The 20,507-nt window shown below is 70.1% G+C and carries 15 protein-coding genes; 12 read left to right on the top strand and 3 right to left on the bottom strand.

The genetic code is table 11. The features are described 5' to 3' along the window. Positions 1–33: 33 nt before the first annotated feature. Entirely contained in the window at positions 34–333 is a 300-nt protein-coding gene (locus LR393_RS21160) for a hypothetical protein (protein ID WP_231485859.1), read from the bottom strand. A 129-nt stretch (positions 334–462) separates the two neighbouring features. On the opposite strand from LR393_RS21160, the gene LR393_RS21155 reads away from it, so the two are divergent. Both LR393_RS21155 and LR393_RS21150 read left to right on the top strand, forming a co-directional pair. Next, positions 463–1,527 carry an App1 family protein gene (locus LR393_RS21155; RefSeq protein WP_231485858.1) on the top strand — a complete coding sequence of 355 codons (1,065 nt, stop codon included), beginning with the start codon at positions 463–465 and terminating at the stop codon, positions 1,525–1,527. Between the two features lie 106 nt (positions 1,528–1,633). Next, positions 1,634–3,055 carry a sugar porter family MFS transporter gene (locus tag LR393_RS21150; protein WP_231485857.1) on the top strand — a complete coding sequence of 474 codons (1,422 nt, stop codon included), beginning with the start codon at positions 1,634–1,636 and terminating at the stop codon, positions 3,053–3,055. Between the two features lie 99 nt (positions 3,056–3,154). On the opposite strand, the gene LR393_RS21145 is transcribed toward LR393_RS21150, so the two are convergent. Continuing rightward, on the bottom strand, positions 3,155–3,808 hold the full coding sequence (locus LR393_RS21145; RefSeq protein WP_231485855.1) for a class F sortase: 654 nt from the start codon (positions 3,806–3,808) through the stop codon (positions 3,155–3,157). Beyond that, positions 3,805–4,734: a DUF4397 domain-containing protein gene (locus LR393_RS21140; protein WP_231485854.1), complete on the bottom strand. Its 930-nt coding sequence runs from the start codon at positions 4,732–4,734 to the stop codon at positions 3,805–3,807. Before LR393_RS21140 ends, LR393_RS21145 begins: the two co-directional genes overlap by 4 nt. Before the next feature lie 601 nt (positions 4,735–5,335). Between LR393_RS21140 and LR393_RS21135 the strand changes: the two genes are divergently transcribed. From LR393_RS21135 to LR393_RS21090, 10 genes are all read left to right on the top strand, one after another. Then, a complete protein-coding gene (locus LR393_RS21135; protein ID WP_231485852.1) occupies positions 5,336–6,238 on the top strand; it encodes a glycosyltransferase family 2 protein in 903 nt (300 codons plus the stop codon). Further along, a complete protein-coding gene (locus tag LR393_RS21130) occupies positions 6,235–7,422 on the top strand; it encodes a glycosyltransferase (protein WP_231485850.1) in 1,188 nt (395 codons plus the stop codon). The genes LR393_RS21135 and LR393_RS21130 overlap by 4 nt, the downstream gene beginning before the upstream one ends. A 3-nt stretch (positions 7,423–7,425) precedes the next feature. Further along, a complete protein-coding gene (locus LR393_RS21125) occupies positions 7,426–10,713 on the top strand; it encodes a hypothetical protein (protein WP_231485849.1) in 3,288 nt (1,095 codons plus the stop codon). Positions 10,714–10,729: 16 nt separating this feature from the next. Next, a complete protein-coding gene (locus LR393_RS21120; RefSeq protein WP_231485848.1) occupies positions 10,730–11,794 on the top strand; it encodes a hypothetical protein in 1,065 nt (354 codons plus the stop codon). 3 nt (positions 11,795–11,797) lie between these two features. Then, on the top strand, positions 11,798–12,961 hold the full coding sequence (locus LR393_RS21115; RefSeq protein WP_231485847.1) for a glycosyltransferase family 4 protein: 1,164 nt from the start codon (positions 11,798–11,800) through the stop codon (positions 12,959–12,961). Beyond that, entirely contained in the window at positions 12,958–14,061 is a 1,104-nt protein-coding gene (locus LR393_RS21110; protein WP_231485846.1) for a glycosyltransferase, read from the top strand. Before LR393_RS21115 ends, LR393_RS21110 begins: the two co-directional genes overlap by 4 nt. Continuing rightward, entirely contained in the window at positions 14,054–15,193 is a 1,140-nt protein-coding gene (locus LR393_RS21105; protein WP_231485845.1) for a glycosyltransferase family 4 protein, read from the top strand. The genes LR393_RS21110 and LR393_RS21105 overlap by 8 nt, the downstream gene beginning before the upstream one ends. Beyond that, positions 15,190–16,320 carry a cellulase family glycosylhydrolase gene (locus LR393_RS21100; RefSeq protein WP_231485843.1) on the top strand — a complete coding sequence of 377 codons (1,131 nt, stop codon included), beginning with the start codon at positions 15,190–15,192 and terminating at the stop codon, positions 16,318–16,320. The genes LR393_RS21105 and LR393_RS21100 overlap by 4 nt, the downstream gene beginning before the upstream one ends. Positions 16,321–16,466: 146 nt before the next feature. Next, a complete protein-coding gene (locus LR393_RS21095) occupies positions 16,467–18,722 on the top strand; it encodes a glycoside hydrolase domain-containing protein (RefSeq protein WP_231485842.1) in 2,256 nt (751 codons plus the stop codon). 21 nt (positions 18,723–18,743) lie between these two features. Then, a complete protein-coding gene (locus tag LR393_RS21090) occupies positions 18,744–20,009 on the top strand; it encodes a glycosyltransferase (protein ID WP_231485840.1) in 1,266 nt (421 codons plus the stop codon). Positions 20,010–20,507: the final 498 nt, after the last annotated feature.

Below are 20,507 nucleotides of genomic sequence, written 5' to 3'. Positions count from 1 at the left end.
CCGGATCACCTACCGCCACAGTCGCTTTCGCGTTCAGGCACCAGCCCGTCGCGTACGTGGCCACGAACTCCTCGCACCCCCGGGGCAATTCCCCCCGGCGGTGGGTTCAGGGGCGTCCGGATCGGTGCGGCCCACGCTGCGCAGCACCCCGGTCTGGACGTTCGCCTGCCACTCGCCCGTTTCCGCGTTCAGCAAGTCCGGCGCCGGCCAGGATTCGTTCTGCCGCCACGGGCCGGCGGGCACCGAGGGGAGCAGGACGCCGGTGGTGGCGAAGGCGCCCTGCCACTCGACCACCCGGGAGATCTCGACCCGGCCGGGAATGATGTTCTTCACCCCTTCACCGCAGGAAGGCGTGAAGAGAAGCGAAATGCTCCTGGGCCTCTCCTGATTAAGGCAGCCTCCCACCGAGGGCCGGGTACGGCTCGACCGCCCGGCCAGGAGCGCAACGTCTACGATGCGCGGATGACAGTGCCGACCCAGCCGCACGTGGGTGCTCGTATCGAGAACGCCGTAATGGGCCGGATCGCCGGTCTGCTGCGCCGCTTCGGATGGCAACCGCTGGCCGTGCCGTACACCGGGTACGGATCCGCCCCCGCCGACGGCCAGGGCTGGGTGCGGGTGCTGCTGCGGGTGAAACTCCGCCCGCCGCGCATCGACCCTCAGGACGAGAGCTCCGAGGATGACGAGGGCGGCCGCTGGTGGCGGAAGTTCTTCACCGTCGGGCTGGGCGACGTGCCGGTGACGGTGCAGGTGGGCGGCCGCGCGCACGAGGTCAGCAGCGGGCGTGGGGGCTACATCGACGCGGTGCTGGCCAGTGACCTGGCTCCCGGCTGGCACGAGGTCGCGGTGCGGGTGGAGGGCCGGCCGACGGCGGTGGCAGACCTTCGGGTGGTCGGGCCCGGCGAGCGGCTGGGACTGATCAGCGACATCGACGACACGGTGATGATCACGGCCCTGCCGCGACCGCTGCTGGCGTTCTGGAACACCTTCGTGGTGAAGGAGACCAGCCGCCGCCCGGTACCGGGGATGGCGGCGCTGTACGGCCGGCTGCGCGAGCAGGAACCGGACGCCCTGGTCGTCTACCTCTCCACCGGCGCCTGGAACGTCGCCCGGGCGATCTCGCGGTTCCTCGAGCGCAACGACTACCCGCGCGGCCCGCTGCTGATGACCGACTGGGGCCCGACGAACGAGGGCTGGTTCCGCTCCGGCCGCGATCACAAGCACCGGGAACTGCGCCGCCTGGTCGGCGATCTTCCCCAGCTGCGCTGGGTCCTGGTCGGCGACGACGGACAGCACGACCCGCAGTTGTACGAGGGCCTCGCCGACGAGGTGCCGCAGTCCCTGCGGATGGTCCTGATCCGGCAGCTCTCGGCGGTGGAACAGGTACTCACCCACGGTTCTCCCCTGCCGCCCCCGAACCGGAGCCAGGCCCTGAACGCGCCGAGCCCGGTGCCGTGGCTGCGCGGCACCGACGGTGCCGCCCTGACCGCCCAACTCGAGCAGCCTCGTCCTTCATCGGCTACCTGATCAAGGACGCGGTCGGGTCACCTTGCCGAATGCCACCGGTTTGTGAGCATTGCCCCCACGGATGAGTTCCGGGTGCCCGCACGGGCACCGACCAACCGGAGGCGCAATGACGAGCCCGGCCCATCACCCCGAAAACGACTCTGCCGAAGGAACTGCCGACCGGCTGACCAGATCCGTCATCGTCGTCGCGCTGGTCTCGGCCATCTCCGGCCTGCTGTACGGCTACGACACCGGCATCATCTCCGGCGCCCTGCTGCAGATCGGCGACGACTTCGACATCGGCTCCGGGTGGGAACAGGTGATCACCGCCTCGATCCTGGTCGGCGCCGTGATCGGGGCCCTGACCTGCAGCCGGCTGGCCGAGCGGCGGGGCCGCCGCGGCACGCTGCTGCTGGTCGGGATCATCTTCGTCGTCGGGGCGGTGGCCGCCTCGCTGGCCCCGACCCCGGTGCTGCTGTCACTCAGCCGCCTGGTGCTGGGATTCGCCGTCGGCGGCGCCACCCAGACCGCACCCGTCTACGTCGCCGAGCTGGCCCCGACCGCCTACCGCGGGCGCCTGGTGCTGTTCTTCCAGATCGCCATCGGCGTGGGCATCGTCATCGCCACCGTCGTCGGTGCCAGCGAAGCCGTTTCGTGGCGGCTGGCGATCGGTGTCGCCGCGGTACCGGCCACGCTGATGTTCCTGCTCATGCTGCGCCTGCCGGAGAGCCCGCGCTGGCTGCTGCGCGGCGGCGACAGCGACGGGGCCCGCGCGGCCCTGGCGAGCGTCCGGCACCCGGACAGCGACCTGGACCGGGAGTTCGGCGAGATCCGCGACAACGTCGAGGCCGAACGCCAGGCAGGCACCCGCGGCTGGTCCGGTCTGCGGGCCGCCTGGACCCGCCCGGCGCTGGTCGTCGGGTGCGGGCTGGCGATCTTCACCCAGCTGTCCGGGATCGAGATGATCGTCTACTACTCCCCGACCATCCTGACCGACAACGGTTTTTCCGACTCCACGGCCCTGCGCGTCTCCGTCGCCCTGGGCCTGACCTACCTGATCGCCCAGCTGATCGGGCTGGCCGTCATCGACCGGGTCGGCCGCCGCCGTCTGACCCTGGTGACCCTGCCCGGCGCCGCCGTGGCCCTGGTGGTGCTGGGCTCGTTCTTCGTCACCGGCAACGACGGCAAGTCGATGATCCCGTGGATCGTGGCCACCCTGATCGCCTTCATGGCCTTCACCGCCGGCGGCATCCAGCTGATGGGCTGGCTCACCGGGTCCGAGATCTACCCCCTGGCCACCCGCGCCGCCGGGGCGGCGGCCCAGTCAGCGGCGCTGTGGGGCACCAATGTCCTCATCACCCTGTCCCTGCTGAGCATCATGCGGACCTTCGGTACCGGGCAGACCCTGTGGATGTACGCGTTCTTCAACATCGCCGCCTTCGTCTTCCTCCACCGCACCATGCCCGAGATGACCGGACGCAGCCTTGAGGAGATCGAGGACCACCTGCAGAAGGGGAAGTTCACACCGGCCGGATTCGCCCGCCGGTGACATCCGTCGAACCGGCCGCCGGGCCGTCGTCGTGATCACCCGCCGAGCCCCGAGGTTCCCGGTCGTCCCACCACCGGGTACGAACTCTCCGAGCCCCGCCTACGAGGCGTAGACCACGACGTTGTCCCGGTAGTGCCCGCCGTCGCGGTCGAACGGGCCGCCGCAGGTGATGAGGCGCAGGACCGGACCGGGGACCGGACCGTAGACGGCGGCGGTGGGGAACTCGGCCTTCCGGTACTGCTGCACGCCGTCGACGGTGAAGGTCACCTTCTTCCCACCGGCGGTGGTCACCGTGATCCGGGCTCCCGCCTTCAGGGCGGCCAGGCGGTAGAAGACCGCCGGGCCACTCTTGCTGTCGATGTGCCCGGCAATGATCGCCGGCCCCTGCCGCCCCGGGGCCGCACTGCGGTCGAACCATCCCGCCCGCTGGGGGTCGCCGGGCACCTCGAGGGTGCCGTCCTTCTGGAGGCCCAGATCCAGGAGGGACGAGTCGACCCCGATGCTGGGGATCGCGATTCGGGTCGGGCGATCGGCCGCCGGGACCGGAGCCGGTGAGGCCAGCGACGGCACCGGGGCACCACCGCCCCCACCCGGATCGTCGTCGTCGGCTACTGGAGTCTGCGACGCTGAGGCAGGCGCCGAGGTCTGGGCGGGCGAGCGACCGGCGCTCTGCGTGGATCCGGATGCGGCGCATCCGGATACGAGCGCTGCGGCGAGCAGCCCACCCAGGAGCGCCCGGCTGAGCCGGTTCACCCGCGGACGACGCGGCGACGGGCGAGCCCGGCCGAGCTCACCAGGAAGAGCACCAGGAGCGCCCCGAGGCCCACCGCCAACCCGGCGCCGACCTGCGGCCCGCCGCCGGCCAGGCCGGGAGCCGTTCCGCCCTCACCGGTCGCGGCCCCACCCTTCGGGGCTGTCGTCGTTCCGGCCGCATCGGTGATCAATGACAGGCGGGGTGTTCCCGAAGTTCCGTCCAGCAGTACCAGGGTGTAGACGCTTCCGCCGGCCACCTTGATCGTGTCGTCGACCTGCATACCGGTGGAGGTACCGGCGGTCAGACGCCAGGTTCCGGCCGGAACGGAGGCGTAGGCACTGGCCTGCCCGAGGACGGCGTTGTCGACGATGGTCGGGCCGCCCTGGGCCTTGATGGTCGCCTGCGGCGCCTGTGAGGCGGCAGGCAGTACCCGGACCCGGGCCTGACCGGCCGCCGGCGGCGTCAGATCATCCGAGAGTGTGGCCAGACGAGGCGCTTTCGAGGTTCCGAGAACGGCCAGCGTGTAGGCCTGGTCACCGGCTACAGTCAGCGAGCGCGAGAGCATGGGCGCCCCCGAGGCCGGGGAGCTGGAGTCACTGACGTTGACGGTGTAGGTGCCGGGGGCGAACTGCTGGTACTGGGTGACGTCCCCGTACGTGGCGCTGGGCGACATCTCGATCGATGAACCCTCCGCCCCACCGGTCGGCTGGAGGTCGAGCCGGGCCGCACCCAGTCCGGGGACCAGGTGCGCCACGCGGACCCAGGCCTTGCCTACCGGTGCTTTCTGCTGCGACCGGACGGCGTCGCCGGTGCTGGCGCCACTGGCGGACGCTCCCGCGATGCTCGCCATCGACAAGAGGGTCAGGGCCAGGAAGACCCGTAGTCCGCGCCGGGACGACGGTGATCGGGGCGGTCGGTGAAGCATGGGGTCCTCCGTAGATCGGACGGCTGGCTGGAACTTGTTCGCCGCGAATCCGCCGACGGATTGCCAGTTTTCCGAACTACTACCCTATGTATTCTTCGATATACGCAACGTTATTATTTCCGGTCGCGCAACCTTTTCAGAATTCCCGTGAACGCGGTGCCGAACGTTCTGGCCGGGCGATATCGCGCACAGGTGGCCGCGCCACACGCGCCACAGTCCGAACCCGGACGAAAGTGCTGGTGAGCGTCTTTCCCATGCCCGCAGACACAAGTGTCGCTCCTGGTCACGACCCACCCCGTTCTTCGTCCCGTACCCACCACGCGGGACGTCGCCGTCCCTACGGGTGAGCATAGGGGCAATCAGGAGGCAGCAGACGCCGCCGTCGGGACCGGGCCAATTGAAACCAATCCGCCGCGCCCGGCGACGCGAACTCAGTCCGCAAGCCGCTACCGGCCGCCACGTCCAACGGTTTCGACGAACCCGAAGGGACCGATGCGTGCCGGTATCCACTGAACAGGCAGACGACCTGCCGGACGATCTTTCTGTCCTGATCCCGGTCGGCCCCATCTCCGCAGCACATCGCGCCGGGAGGCGACTCTTCATGAGACCCACGGACCATCGGCCCTCACAAGCCCCTAAGGTCACCATCATCGTCCCGGCGCGCAATGAGGCGCGGAACCTGGAACTGGTGCTGCCCCAACTGCCCTCCGTCCACGAAGTCATCGTCATCGACGGACATTCCAGCGACGACACCGAGACCGTCGTGCGCCGGCACCTGCCCTCGGCCCTTTTCGTGCAGCAGACCCGCAAGGGCAAGGGCAACGCCCTGGCCTGCGGGTTCGAGGCGGCCAGCGGAGACATCATCGTGATGTTCGACGCCGACGGCTCCGCCGACCCGCGGGAGATCGACGCCTATGTCGCGGCGTTGATGTCCGGGGCCGACTTCGCCAAGGGCAGCCGGGTCCTGGCCGCCGGAGGCAGTGAAGACATCACGCCCGTGCGCGATCTGGGCAACCGCATGCTGACCCGGATCACCAACACGCTGTTCCGTACCAGCTACACCGACCTCTGCTACGGATACAACGCCTTCTGGCGAGACATCCTGCCGCATCTGTCCATCCCCCATTCTGCCCACGAAACGGCCCAGTGGGGTGATGGCTTCGAGATCGAGACGCTGATCAACTGCCGGATCGCCTCGGCCGGCCTGCAGATTCACGAGGTTCCCAGCATCGAGCTGCCCCGGGTCTTCGGCGCCAGCAATCTCAACACCTTTCGCGACGGTGCGCGGGTCCTGCGCACGATCGTGCTCGAGCGGCTACGCCGGCACCGGGCCCCGGTCGCGGTGCCCGCCGCCGACGGCATGGGACGCACCACGATCGAGCAGCGTGAGGAGACCCTCACTCACCGGGTGCGGCCGGACACCGGCGGCCCGGTCGTCCCGAACGTCATCGACCTGCGCACCGGCATCCACACCTTCGAGATGCGGCACGAGGACTCGGCGTGAGCCCCGCACCGGAAGGCCCCCGGGTGCTCGTGGTCGGCTCCGGCTGGCGCTTCACCTCCGGCATCAGTTACTACACCTGCCGGCTGACCAATGCGCTGGCCGGCGTGGTGCCGACCCGGGCGATCCTGATGCGCCGCCTCGTCCCGGCCGCGCTGTATCCAGGCCGGGCCCGGGTCGGCACCGTCGTGAACGATCTGGCGTACGACTCACGAGTGGCGGTCTTCGACGGGATCGACTGGTTCTGGGGCACAACCATGACCCGGGCCTGGCGTTTCCTGAAGCGGGACGCCCCGGACGTGATGGTGCTGCAGTGGTGGACCGGCGCCGTGCTGCACAGTTACCTGCTCCTGGCCCTGCTGGCCCGCCGGCGCGGTACCCGCGTCGTGATGGAGTGGCACGAGGTCCAGGACACCGGCGAGGCCCGGATTCCCGGTGTCGTGCGGTACGTGCAGATCGCCATGCGGCGTCTCCTGCGTCATGTCGATGCCCACGTCGTTCACTCGGAGTACGACCTCGATCTGCTGAAGGCCGCTTTCGACCTGGACCCCTCGACGGTCACCGTCATCCCCCACGGCCCCTACGACCACGTGGTGGGCCCGACCCGCGCAACCGACCCCGAATCACCGCTGAACGTGCTGTATTTCGGTGTGATCAGGCCGTACAAGGGCTTGGAGGACCTGGTTCAGGCATTCTCCGCGCTGCCGGCCGAGACCGTCCGGGACATGCGCCTGACCATCGTCGGCGAGACCTGGGAAGGGTGGACCGCTCCCCTGGAGGCGGTGGCGAGCAGCCCGGTCCGTGACCGGATCACCGTGGTCAACCGATATGTCAGCGACGCCGAGGTCCAGCAGTACTTCAACGAGGCCGACGCCGTCGTGCTGCCGTACCGGCGCTCCTCCTCGTCCGGTCCGTTGCACATCGCCATGAGCACGGGTCTGCCGTTGATCGTCACAGCCGTCGGCGGGCTGATCGAGGCCGCGAGTGACTACGAGGGAGCTGTTTTCGTTCCACCGAAGGATCCGGCCCGGTTGACGACCGCACTGGGGGCGTTGCCGGGCCGGCGAGGTCGGCGCCACCCGGACCCGCACAGCTGGGACGCATCGGTGCGTTCCTACCTCGGCCTGTTCGCCGAACTGGGCCTGACGTCCGCCTCCCCCAGCGACTCCCGAACCGCAGGACGCTGATTGATGACGACGAGTATCACCCGGGACGGACCGGTCACCGACGGGCAGACGCCCGCGGGCGGGCTGCGGCGCATCGCTGCCATCAGCGCGTCCCTGGTCAGCACCCAGGCCGCGACGAGCGTGCTCGGGCTGGCGTTCTGGAGCCTGGCCGCCCGTCAGTTCAGCGTCGCCGCCGTGGGTGTGGGCGGGGCTGCGGTGTCATTGATGACGCTGCTGGGCACCCTGGGATCTCTGGGTCTGGGTACGTTACTGATCGCCCGGTTGCCCCACACCGATCAGGGCTCCCGGCGTGTCCTGGTGCGCACCGCCCTGACCGTGGCCGCCGGCGCCACGGCCGTACTGGCCCTGGCGGCGCCCTGGGTCGCCATCCACCTGTTCGGCCTGTCGAACCTGACCGCCGTGGCCGGTTCCCCGGAGCGGGCCGTGATCTTCTCGATCGGCACGGCCCTGACGGCGGTGGCGATCGTGCTCGATCAGGCCGTGCTCGTGATCGGCACCGGGGCGCTCCAGCTCGAGCGCAACGTGATCGCGAGTTCGGCGAAGCTACTGGCCCTGCTGGCCCTGAGCGCCGGCGGGCAGACGGACGGGATGACGATCTTCATCGCCTGGCTGCTGGGCACCCTGGTCTCGTTCCCGGCGGTGGCCTGGCGCACCCGCGGCGGGCGGGCCCTGGAGAACCGGAACCGTCTGGTCGACCTGTCGTCGTTACGTGGCCTGGGCCGGGCGGCGGCCGGACACCACGCGCTGAACACCACCCTGATGTCCACCCTCATGCTCCTGCCGTTGATCGTCACCGTCTCGGTCTCGCCGGCCGCCAACGGCGTGTTCAACACCGCTCTCCAGGTGAGTGGTTTCGTCTTCGCCCTGCCGTACGCGGTGGCCGTGGGCCTGTTCGCCGCGGCGGAGGGGGACCAGCGCCAGGTGCTGGCCCGGATGCGATTCACCGTTCCGTTCGGGCTGGGTGCCGCCCTGCTGGCCAACCTGGCCCTGTTCCCGCTCGCCCCGCTGGTTCTGGCCGTCTTCGGCGCGACGTACGCCGAGCAGGGCACCACCGTCCTGCGTATCCTGGTGCTGGCCGGTCTGCCCTTCGTCGTCAAGGACCACTACGTGGCGCTGCGCCGCGTACAGGGGCGGACCGCGGGCGCGACCGCCGCCCTGCTGGGTTTCACGGTGGTCGAGCTGGTGGCCGCCCGGATCGGGGCCCAGGTGGGCGGAACCGTTGGCCTGTGCGCCTTCTGGGTGAGTGCCCTGATGATCGAGGCGCTCGTCCTGGCGGTACCCCTGTTCCGCGCACGCCGGGCGATGTCGGATCCCGGTGGATCTGCGGGGCCAGGACTGTCAGACCCCCGCCGTAGCGTTCCCCGCCTGAGAGCCCGGCACGCCCGAAGCCGGACCGTGTCCTCAACCGTGTCGCAAGGAGAGCCCCCAGAGCTCATGGACCCATCCGTAACGAGCGCCCCTGCCGCCGACATTTCCGCCAGAAAAGGCCGTCCGGCGGTTTTCGCCGACCGGGTCGGCATCGGTCCGGTTCTGCTGCTGATGTCGCTCGGGCTGCTGAGCATCGCCCATGCCGTCTCGCTGGCCCGTGGCTCCACCGAGCACGCCACCGCGGCCCAGGCCTGGTACGTCGCGGGTCTGGTCACGATCTTCGCACCGGCGGCGTTCGGGGTACTGGTGCCGGGACTCAGCCGTTTCCACCGCGTCGTCCTGGCCGTGGCCATGCCGGTCCTGCTCCAGCTGAGCCGCGTGGTGCTGTACCCGACCCGGTTCATGTTCCACGACGAGTTGCTGCACGCCAACCTTCTCCGGGAGATCAGCAGCACCGGGCGGCTGTTCACCCCCAACCCGCTGCTGCCGATCACCAGTTACTACCCCGGCCTGGAGATCGCCACCGACGGCCTGCACGACCTGACCGGCCTGTCGGCACACACCAGCGCGGCCGTCGTCCTGGTCGTGACCCGGATCGTGATGGCACTGTCCGTCCTGGCCATCGTCGAGCGCGTCACCGGGTCGACCCGCGTCGGCGCCGTGGCCGGGGTCGTGTACGCCTGCAACCCGCAGCTGCTCTTCTTCAACTCCCAGTTCTCCTACCAGACGCTGGCTCTGCCCCTGGCCGTGCTCACCGTGTACCTGGTGATCTCCCGGCGCCGGGGAACCCGGCTGTCGCTGATCCTGCCCCTGATGACCATGGCCGCGGTCAGTGTCACCCATCACGTGACCGCCGGCCTGCTGATGATCAGCTTCGTGATCTGGTGGTCGCTGGAGCTCGTCCTGCGGCGCAAGCACGAGAACGAGGCCACCGCGCTGGCCGTCCTGGCCGGGTCCGGTGCGGCCCTGCTGGCAGCCACGGTCCTGAACCCGGGCAACACCCTCGGCAGCTACCTGGGCGCGATCGTCGAGAGTTCCGGCACCGCGCTGACCTCGTTCGTGGAGGGCAAGCAGTCCAAGCAGCTCTTCCAGAACTCCGCCGGTGTCGGCACCGCCGCCTGGGAGCAGGTGGCAGTGATCGCCTCGCTGGCCATCACCCTGCTGGCGCTGATCCCGGCGATCATCCGGGCCCGGGCCTGGGTGCGGGCGCGCTACACCGCCGCCGTGCTGTTCTGTCTCGTCGCCCTGATCTACCCGGTCATCCCCGGTGGCCACCTCACCCGCACCACGGCCGAGGTGGGCGACCGCGCGGCCGGATTCGTTTTCCTCGGTGTCGGTTTCGTCGTGGCCTGGTGGCTGTGCCGACGCCGGATCAAGGTCTGGCACGCGGCGGCCTTCAGCGTCGCAGCGAGCGTGACGTTCGTGGGTGGAGTCGTTCTGGGCGCGGGCCCGACGTCCCAGCAGTTGCCCGGCCCGTTCGAGATCGCGGCCGACGCCCGGAGTATGGATCCGGCGAATCTCTCCGCGGCAGCGTGGATCTCCGCGAACCTTCCGGCCGGCAGCCGGGCCTACGCCGACCGGGACAGCGGCCTGCTCGCCGCGGCCGACGGTGGTCTGTACGTCGTGCGGCACATCAGCACGAACATCGACGCGTCCCGGCTGCTGCTGGACCCGGAATTCACGACCGCCGACCGAACGCTCATCCGGCAGGCCGGGATTCGTTACCTGATCGCCGACCGGCGCGACGCCTTCGGTCTGCCCAACCAGGGGGTCTACATCGAGAGCGGCGAGTTCGGCGAGCTGGGCCGCACCGCCCCGGTGCCGGCCCAGGCCCTGAGCAAGTTCGACGCCGTGCGCGGGGTCGACCGGATCTACGACAACGGAGCCATCGCCATCTACGACCTGGGAGCGCTCGATGACTAGGCCATCCGATCGTCTCGTGTCCGCGGCTGCCGCCCTTCTGGTGCTGGCGGCCGGTACCGCGGTGTTCGCCGATGCCCCGACGCTCCTCACCGCGCCGTTGTCGCTGCTGACCCTGGCGGTGGTGGCAGGCCGGCTGGCTGCCGTCAGGGGCCGGGGACCGGTCGACATGGTTCTCCTGGCCTGCGGTGGCCTGCTGGTGACCATGGTGCTGCTCGGGTTCCTCCTGGGGATCACCGGGGCCGGGCTGCATCCGCATTCCTGGGCGCTCGCCCTGACCGGGGTGGGACTGGCCGGCCTGAGCGCCGGGGAGTTCCTCGGCGCGAACGTGCACCGCGACGCCTCCGCCCGGTACGAGCCTGGTGAGGTCGAGGGCCCCGGCTCTCGCCGTCCCGGCGACGCTCGCCCCTCGGCGCAGAACGGCGGCCCCCTCGACGGTTCCGATGACCCTCGCGGTGCTGTGAGCACCCCGGCCGCTGACGGCCCCGGCCGTTCCGATGATGTCGGCGGCTCCACCGGTTCGCCCGGCCGCGTGGGGTTTCGCTCGTCCGCCGGCTTCAGCACCTTCGGCAGTCCCGGTGAGTTCGGCAGCTCCAGTGTCCCTGGTGATTCCGGTGACCGCGCCGGCCCTGATCATTCTGGTGACCCGGCCGGCTCCGGCCGGGCCCGCGACCACGACCCCCGGAGCGTCCTGACACCGGACGAGCCGCGCGAGAACGAACGCTGGGCCCCTCGCCTGCGCGACCTCCCCTGGGCCGTCGCCGTGGTGGCCGTTGCCGTCGTGGCACTGACCATCTCGGTCCGGGCCACGAACGATGCCGAGGTCTCACCGCTGCAGATGACGTTCGGCAGCGTCCGGAACGGCAGCGCCCAGATCCTGGTCTCCAGCGACGAGACCTCCGGGCAACTCGAACTGCGCACCCAGGCCCCGGACGGCACCTCGCTGAGCTACCCCCTGTTCAGCGTCGGGCCGGGGCGGCCCGTGAGCACCTCCGTCGTACTCCCCAGCCAAGGACGTTTCGTCATCACGCTCAACAACCCCGATCAGAGCAAACCCTTGCGATCCCTGATCCTGGACCGGTGAATCATGCCCACTGACAATTCTTCCGACACTCCTGACCGTCCCCGCGTCCTTCAGGTCGTCCAACGCTTCTTCCCCGAGCTGGGCGGCACCGAGACGCATGTGGCCGAGGTCGCGCGCCGCCTGGCGGCCCGCGGCGACATCGATCTGACCGTGCTGGCCACCGACCGCAGTGGCCGGCTGCCCCGGCAACAGCCGATGGACGGCTACGAGATCATCCGGCGCCGTTCCTGGCCGCGTGAACGGGACTACTACTTCAGCCCCGGGCTGGCCCGGGTGATCGCCACCGGAGGCTGGGACCTGGTCCACTTCCAGGGCGTCCACACGCTGGTACCACCGGTGGGCATGCTCGCCGCGAACCTCGCCCAGGTGCCCTACGTCCTGTCGTTCCACAGCGGTGGTCACTCCTCGGAGCTGCGGTCGGCGGGACGGAGCCGGCAGTGGAAGGTCCTGACACCACTGCTGCGCCGGGCGTCCCGGCTGATCGCGGTCAGCCGGTTCGAGTGCTCCCACTTCGCCGCCGCCACCGGCATCGACACCTCGAAGTTCACCGTCCTGCCCAACGGCGGTGCCCTGCCACCGTTCCCGGCCGACCTGCGGCCGGTACCGGGCCGGATCATCTCCAGCGGACGACTCGAGCGCTACAAGGGGCACCACCGGGTGATCGAGGCGCTACCGCTGATCCGCCGGTTCCGCCCGGACGCGCACCTGGTCGTCCTGGGGTCCGGCCCCTACGAGGCACACCTGCGGGCGCTGGCCCGCGACCTGGGGGTCGCGGACGCGGTCCAATGGCGCTCGCTGCCGCCCGGTCAGCGCGGTGCGATGGCGCAGGAACTGGCCCAGGCCGGCGTGATGGCCGCGATGTCCAGCTACGAGGCGCACCCGGTCGCGGTGATGGAGGCCGTGACCCTGGGCCTGCCGGTCGTCGGTTTCGACATCGCGGGGATCGGCGATCTGGTCGAGGACGGTCTGGTCACCGGAATTCCCGCCACCGCGAGCTCCGAGCACATCGCTCAGTCGCTGGAACGTGCCCTCGCCGAGGTCGAGAACCGTGGCCGGCGACGGCACGAACCGGTGGACGTCGTCCTGCCGACCTGGGAGAGCAGCGCCGAGGGTCTGGCCCGGATCTATCGGGACGTGCTGCAGACAGACAGGCAGGTGCACGCATGACCGATCGTCTGCGCGTGGTCCACATCATCACCACGCTCACCACCGGCGGTGCCGAACGGCAGCTCGAGCTGCTGCTGTCGCGCACCACGAGCCAGGCTGCCGTGATCGCGCTCTACCGCGGTGGTCCGGTCGCCGAGAGCATCCGCGCGGGAGGCCATTCGGTGCAGGTGCTGGGCATGCACGGGTGGCGCAGGCCCCTGGCCTGGCTGCGTCTGGCCCGGCAGTTGCGGCGCTACCGCCCGGACGTGGTGCACGTCCATCTGCTGGCCGCCCAGCTGTGGGGCATCCCCGCCGCCCGGCTGGCCCGGGTGCCCGTCATCGTCTCCACCGAGCACTCGCTGATGGACGACACCGTGGAAGGACGTCCCCGCTCGGGCTCCCTACGGCGTCTGTACCGGATCCTGGAACGGCTCACTCACCACACGATCGCCGTCTCCACGCGGACGGCCCAGCGTCTGGCCGACTGGCAGGTCGCACCGCAGCGGGTCACCGTCGTGGACAACGGCATCGATTTCGCCGCCCTCGCCTACTCCGAGACCGACCGGCAGGCCGTCCGTGAGGAGTTCTCCATCCCGGGCTCCGCGATCGTGATCGGTGCGGTCGGGCGGCTCGATCCGGTGAAACGGATGGATGAGGTGATCCGCGCCGCGGCACCTCGCCTTCGAGCGGGCGGGCACGCCCTGCTGATCGCCGGGACCGGTGATGAGCAGGCCGGGCTGCAACGGCTGGCCGAAGGGCTCAGCGTCACCGACAGCGTGTACTGGGCCGGCGCCCGGGCCGATGTACCACGTCTGCTGAGCGCGATGGATGTCATGGTGAGTGCGTCCCGGGACGAGACCTTCGGGATGGCCGTGATCGAGGCTCTCGGCAATGGCCTGCCCGTGGTGTTCGCCGAATGCCCAGCTCTGGAAGATCTTTCCGATCTCCCGGCCGCGGCTTTCCCGGCGCGGGGTTCACTGTCCAGAGCCCTGGACGCGGCCCTGACCGGGAGCGTGCGCCGCCGTCCGGTCCCTCCGGAACTCCTCAAGCGCTACAGCGTCGAACAGGCCGCCGCCGGCGTCGACGAGGTCTACCGACGGCTGGTGAGGAATCATGACTGAGACCGCCAGCCCGAACACCGACCGGTTCTCCTCCGCCCCCGCACCCGGCCTGGTCCTGGCCGCCCGGGCCGACGCCCTCGTCCCCCATCTGTTCGACGCTCTCGCCCGGCGCTACCCTGTCCGGGGCCGGCTCGATCCGGAACTGACACCGCCGCAACGCCTTGCCGTCGCCGCGGCCAGCTTCCGGCCCTCCCGGACCCGATGGGTCGAGCAGTTCTACAAGAGTCACCACGGGTACCGGCTGCGCACCGCCAACGCGACCCGCCAGCTCGCCGAACTGGCTGCCGACGGACGTCCCGTGTTCCAGGTGCACGCCCTGTTCGAGGTGACCGGCGCCCCCGGCGTGCTGTACATCGACTGCACCCACGCCCAGTCCGCCGCCCAGTGGCCGGCCTGGAATCCCTTGCGGGGCAAGAGCCTTGATCGCTGGTACCAACGGGAGACGCAGGCCTACCGCAGTGCCGTCCACATCTTCGCCTTCTCCTGGCGTACCCGGGACTCGCTGCTGCACGACTACGGCGTCCACCCGGCGCGAGTCAGCGTGGTGGGCGCCGGCGTCAACCTCCGGTCGCTCCCTCCGGTGCGCCCCCTGCTGCCGGCGCCGGCCACCGGGACACCGACCGTGCTGTTCATCGGCAACGACTTCGCCCGCAAGGGCGGGCCGACGCTGCTGGAGGCATTCCGCCGGGTCCGGGAGCGGATGCCGTCGGCCCGTCTGCAACTGGTCGGCACCGATCCCGGCATCGCCCCCGAACCGGGGGTGGACATTCTCGGCCGCATCCACGACCGGGCGACGATCGCCCGGTTGTACCGATCGGCGAACGTCTTCTGCCTTCCCTCGTTCTTCGATCCGTTCCCTCTCGTCCTGCTGGAAGCCATGGCACACAGCCTGCCCGTCGTCACCACCGCCAGCTGTGGTGTCCCGGACATGATCAGGGACGGGCACGCGGGTCGGCTGGTCCCCGCCGGCGACCCCGTGGCCGTCGCCGACTCGCTGCTGGGGCTCCTGTCGAACCCCCTGCAGGCCAGGCTGCTGGGGGCCACCGGCCGTCAGCACGTGGGGGCCCACTACACCTGGGACCACGTGGTCGACCGGATGGCCCCGATCCTCGATCCGCTGGTCCGCTCATGAGGCGGCTCTGTGTGATCACGATGGCGATCCTGACGCTGCTGGCCGGCCTGACCGGGTGCGGAACCGGCTCGGCGGACGAGTTCGTCACTCGTTCGGGTACGCAGTTCACCCTGGACGGCAAACCTTTCCGGTTCGTGGGCGCCAACCTCTACGACGCCGCCGCCACCGATCTGTACTCCTGCTCACCGCAGACCCGCCTCAGCGACGGTGAGCTCCGCAAGGCCCTGGCCTACCTGCACGACCGCGCCGGCGCCAGCGTCGTGAGGTTCTGGGCCTACCAGACCTACACCGACTCAGGGCAGGACTTCTCCGGCGTCGATCGCGTCATCGACGCCGCTCGCGCCGAAGGGCTACGAGTGATCCCGGTCCTGGAGGACGGTCCGGGAGACTGCACCACCGGCACCTCCGGCGAGTCGAAAACGCTCTGGCAGAACGACACCTGGTACACCCAGGGGTACAAGTCCCCCTACGGCGATGCTGCCCTGTCCTACCGTGACTACGCCGCCGCCATCACCCGTCACTACCGGGACGAACCGACGATCATGGCCTGGATGATGGTGAACGAGGCCGAGACATCCACCCGTAACGAGGGCGACCGCACCGCCCTGGCCGACTTCGCCCTCGACATCGGAACCCTGATCAAGACCAATGACCCGAACCACCTGGTGACACTGGGCACGCAGAGCAACGGGGCACCCGGGACCAGCGGCCGGGACTTCACCACCATCTATGCGCAGTCGGTCCTGGATTTCGCCGAGGTGCACGACTGGGCCCGGTACGGCTCCGACGAGGAGGCCATGCCCGGCAGCGTGAACGGCGAGCTGCCGGCCCCGGATTCCCCCGACTGCGCCGCTCTCACGGCGAAGATCGCCTGTTCCTTCGCCCTGGCCCGGCAACTCGGGAAGCCCCTGGTGGTCGGGGAGGCCGGGATCCAGGCGCAGAACGACACGGATCGGGTGCGCAGGGCCGGTCTGATGCAGGCCAAGATGGACGCCGCCCTGGCCGCGGGCGCCTCGGGATACCTCATCTGGCAGGCGAACACGAGCAATACCGACGGCTACGCGATCGTCCTGGACCAGAACGATCCGCTGGTCAGGATCCTGCGCCGGGAGGCCGACGGCCTCTGACCGGTACGGGTCAGCCGGGCCCGTCGTCGGGAGCGGGAGACCGGGCCCGGCCGGGCCGGACACGCAGCGGCGGCGACCGCCCGTGATTCGCACCGCACCGGGCGCCAGACCCGCCGCTCGGCGGCGCGAGGTGACATATTCGCGCCATGGCGATCTCGACGCAGGCGCAGACCAGTGTCCGGCACCCCTCGCTCGAGGATGTCGATCCCTTCATCGGGACGGAGTCCACCGACCTGCCGGCCCCGCGCGGCCTGGCGGCGACCTGGTGGTGGCCCAAGCCCCAGGTGGGCAACACGCATCCGGGGGCCACCTCGCCGCTGGGCATGGTGTCGGCCTGTGCCTACTCCGGGGCCTACCCGACCGGGTACGGACGGTACGGGAAGAACACCCAGGGTGTGCCGGAGCAGATCTTCGACCGGCTGGAGGCCAGCGGCTTCACGCACTTCCAGCAGAGCGGCACCGGCATGATCCGCAAGTACTACAACTACGTGCGCGTCACCCCGATGATCCAGCCGCTGGACGACCTGGGCCAGTCCTGGGCACTGACGCAGGAGGAGGCCCACCCGGGCTACTACGCGGCCAGTCTCGACACCGGCATCCGTTGCGAGATCACCGTCGGCGAGAAGGTCGCCGTGCACCGGTACACCTTCCCCGAGAGCCGCAGCGCGCGCGTCGTGGTCGACCTGACCTGTGGCGGCCTGGCCATCGACCGCAGCCGCACCGTGCCGCTGCGGGCCCAGGTGGAGATCACCGGCCGCGGCCAGGCCCAGGGCACCGTGGTCGTCGAGGGCGTGCCGCTGTCGTTCTACCTGGAGGTGGACAGTCCCGGCTGGCGGCAGATGCTCTGGCACGACCGGCGTCTGGTCGACGGCGGCACCCGCCTGGACCTGGACAGCATCCGGCACACCACCCTGCGGGCCTTCGGCCTGGTCTTCCTCGGCCCGGCCACCGCCGGGCAGAGCGTCGAGGTGCGCATCGGCTTCTCCCTGCGCGGCCAGGAGCAGGCCCGGGCCAACCTGGAGCGCGAGTGCGACCTGGGCCGGCCGGCCTTCGACCGGGTCCACATCGCGACCTCCGAGCGCTGGGCCGACCACCTGGGCCGGATCCAGGTCGAGGGCGGCACCCCGGCCCGGCGCACGGTGTTCAGCACCGCGCTCTACCACTCGCTGATCAAGCCCTGCATCGCCGACGACGAGAGCCCGTTCTGGCCCTACGGCGGGCCGTTCGCCTACGACATCTGCACGATGTGGGACATCTACAAGACCCAGTTGCCGCTGCTGGAGGCGATCGCACCGGACCGGGCGGTGGATCTGATGGAGTCGCTGATCCGGGTCTGTGAGGAGGAGGGCAACTTCCCCATCGGGTACCGGATGGCGCGCGGGGCCGACCGGTTCTTCCGGCAGGGGTCCGCCCTGGTCCACACCGCGCTGGCCGACATCCACGCCCTCGGCATCGGCGACCTGGACTGGGCCTGGGCGCTGGTGCACATGGACGACGACCTACGGCGGCAGTACGGCGAGGACTTCCTCGACAAGGGCATGGTGCACCCGATCACGCACACCCTGGACCTGGCCTTCGCGCACCACTGCACCGCCCGGATCGCCCGGGCGCTGGCCGACGACGACCTGGGCCGGAGTCTGGCCGAGCGCAGCGGGAACTGGGTCAACGCGTTCGAGAAGGACTCCGGTCTGCTCCACGACTCGACCTTCTACGAGGGCGGCAAGTGGAACTACTCCTTCCGGCTCATGCACGACATGGCCGCCCGGATCGGCCTGGCCGGGGGTGACGCCGCGTTCATCGCCATGCTCGACTCCTTCTTCGGCCGGGGGGCCGCGCCGGTGCGCCAGCCCGGCCTGGCCCCCTCCCCCGAGGAGATGGCCGCCGGCTACGCCCTGAACCGGTTCGAGGGCCTGAACAACGAACCCGACATGGAAGTGCCCTGGGCCTATCACTGGGCGGGCCGTCCCGACCGCACCGCGGAGGTCGTCCATTCGGCTCTGACCTGGCAGTTCGGCACCGGACCGGGGGGCCTGCCGGGCAACGACGACTCCGGCGGCCTGAGCTCCTGGTACGTCTGGGCCTCGCTCGGGCTGTTCCCGGTCGCGGGCCAGAACCTGTTCCTCATCCACCCGCCCGCCTTCTCCCGCAGCGTCATGCAGTTCAGCCAGGGAGAACTCACCGTCGAGACCAGCGGGCACGTCGAGACCCCCATCTCCAGCGACGGTCTCGACGAGGAGCCGCCCGTACAGTACGTTCAGTCCGCCACGCTGGACGGGAAACCCCTGAGCGGGCCCCATGTCCCGGCTCATGTCCTGCATCGTGGCGGACGGCTCCACCTCCGGCTCGGCCCGGAACCCACCTCCTGGGGACAGAACGTACGACCCCCGTCACTCTCCGACTAGCTTTCGAAAAGATAGGTCTCGATGAGTCTTCCGCGCCGCCGTCTCGTCATCGCCGTCCGGGCCGACCCGGTGATCTGCGGCCATTCCGGCGAGGCACGCAACCTGGCCGAGGTCGCCCTGACCCGCGGCTTCAACGACGTGCGCCTGCTCACCTGGCCGATGGAGGTCCTCGAGGCCGCCGGGCTGCCGCTCAAGCCGGTGGACGGGCTGCTGCCCTACAGCCCGGGGATCACGGTCGAGCGGCCGGACCCGGTCGGGGACTACCGGGTGCCCGACGGCCGCTACATGGCCGGCCTGACCGGCCGGCTGATCGAGCTGCTCAGCGAGCCGGTGCCGACCGTCTGCCTGTCGATGTACCTGTCGCCCCACACCGACGTGGTGGTCAACGCGGTCACGGCGGCCCGGGCCGCCGGGCTGCGCCCCCAGGTGCGGACGATGGCCAAGGCGGTCGGCTCGGACGTCACCAACGTGATCAGGAATGCCCTGCGGGAAGAGCATTTCGGCGCCGCCATCGCGCTGTTCACCACGTTCCTGGCCAATGACGAGCTGATCGCGGTCTCCGAGTACACCCGCGACGAGATCGTCGCCTGCGCCGAGGAGGTCGACCACATCGCGGGCACCTCCTTCGCCGACCAGTGCCGCGAGCGCGTGATCATCGGGTATCCCCCGATCGACACCTCCGCGTACCTGGACCCGGATCCGGCCGCGGTCGACGCCGCCCTGGCCCGGCGGGGCCTGGAGCGTGACGGCTACATCCTCTTCCTGTCCCGGGTCGCCCGGGCCAAGGGCGTCTACGACCTGGTCACCGCCTTCGCCCAGTCCCGCTGCCGGGACCAGGTGAAGCTGGTGATCGCGGGCAACGGGCCTGCGCTGGAGCACATCCAGGCCATGGCGCTGGAAGACGAGCAGGTCGTCTTCCTCACCGACGTCGACGACGACGAGAAGCCGCTGCTGATGAACGGCTGCGCCGCCTACACCCTGCCGACCAAGCCCGAGCCCGACTTCGTCGAGACCTTCGGCATCGCCCTGGTGGAGAAGATGCTCTCCGGCGGCGGCCCGGTGATCACCACGATCACGGGTGGCACCGGTGAGGCGATCGGCGACACCGCGATCGTGGTCGAGGCCGGCAACGTGAACGCCCTGACCGAGGCGATGGACCAGGCCGTGCTCGACCTGGCCCCCTCCGACCGCGAGGCGATGGCGCAGCGCTCGCGGGATTTCGCCCTGGCCTTCGACCGCGAGCGGATCTTCGACGCGCTCTTCCCCCAGGACGACGTGGCCGTCTGAACCGAGACCGGTGAGCTGCCCGATGAAGGACGACGTGGTCGCCTCATCGGGCAGCTCACCGGAAGGGCCCGGAATCCCGGATGGCGTCCGGGGGAACGACCAGCCCGACGTGCGGATCCACGCGGTAAGACACTGCCCTGCCGCACAATCGGGGCAGGGCAGTCGTTCGCCCTTCTCGTACCCAGGTCTGCTCCCGGGATCCGTGCGCACCGCGATCTTCTGGTTCAGAGAGGCACCGCTGAAAGTTCCGGCCGGGCCTCGGGTTCGCGGCCACCCCGGCCGCCATGACCTTCCTGGACACACCGACCTGGTTCGGCATCCGGCCGCACTCGGTCGTGTTCACCGGACTGGACCCGGCGATTGCCACTGCGGCCGTGAGGAGGGTGGGGGCGCCGGGATATTCGACAACCTCCACATGTCTTTGGGGAGGAGCATGGACCCACCCTCCTTCGCCGCGGATCCTCGGAGAGGAATCGGACCGGCCGATGCGGAGCATAC

Origin of the sequence: Kineosporia mesophila, assembly GCF_021129235.1 — a bacterium.
GTDB classification, from domain to species: Bacteria; Actinomycetota; Actinomycetes; order Actinomycetales; family Kineosporiaceae; genus Kineosporia; species Kineosporia mesophila.
This window is presented reverse-complemented; position numbering and strand designations above follow the sequence as displayed.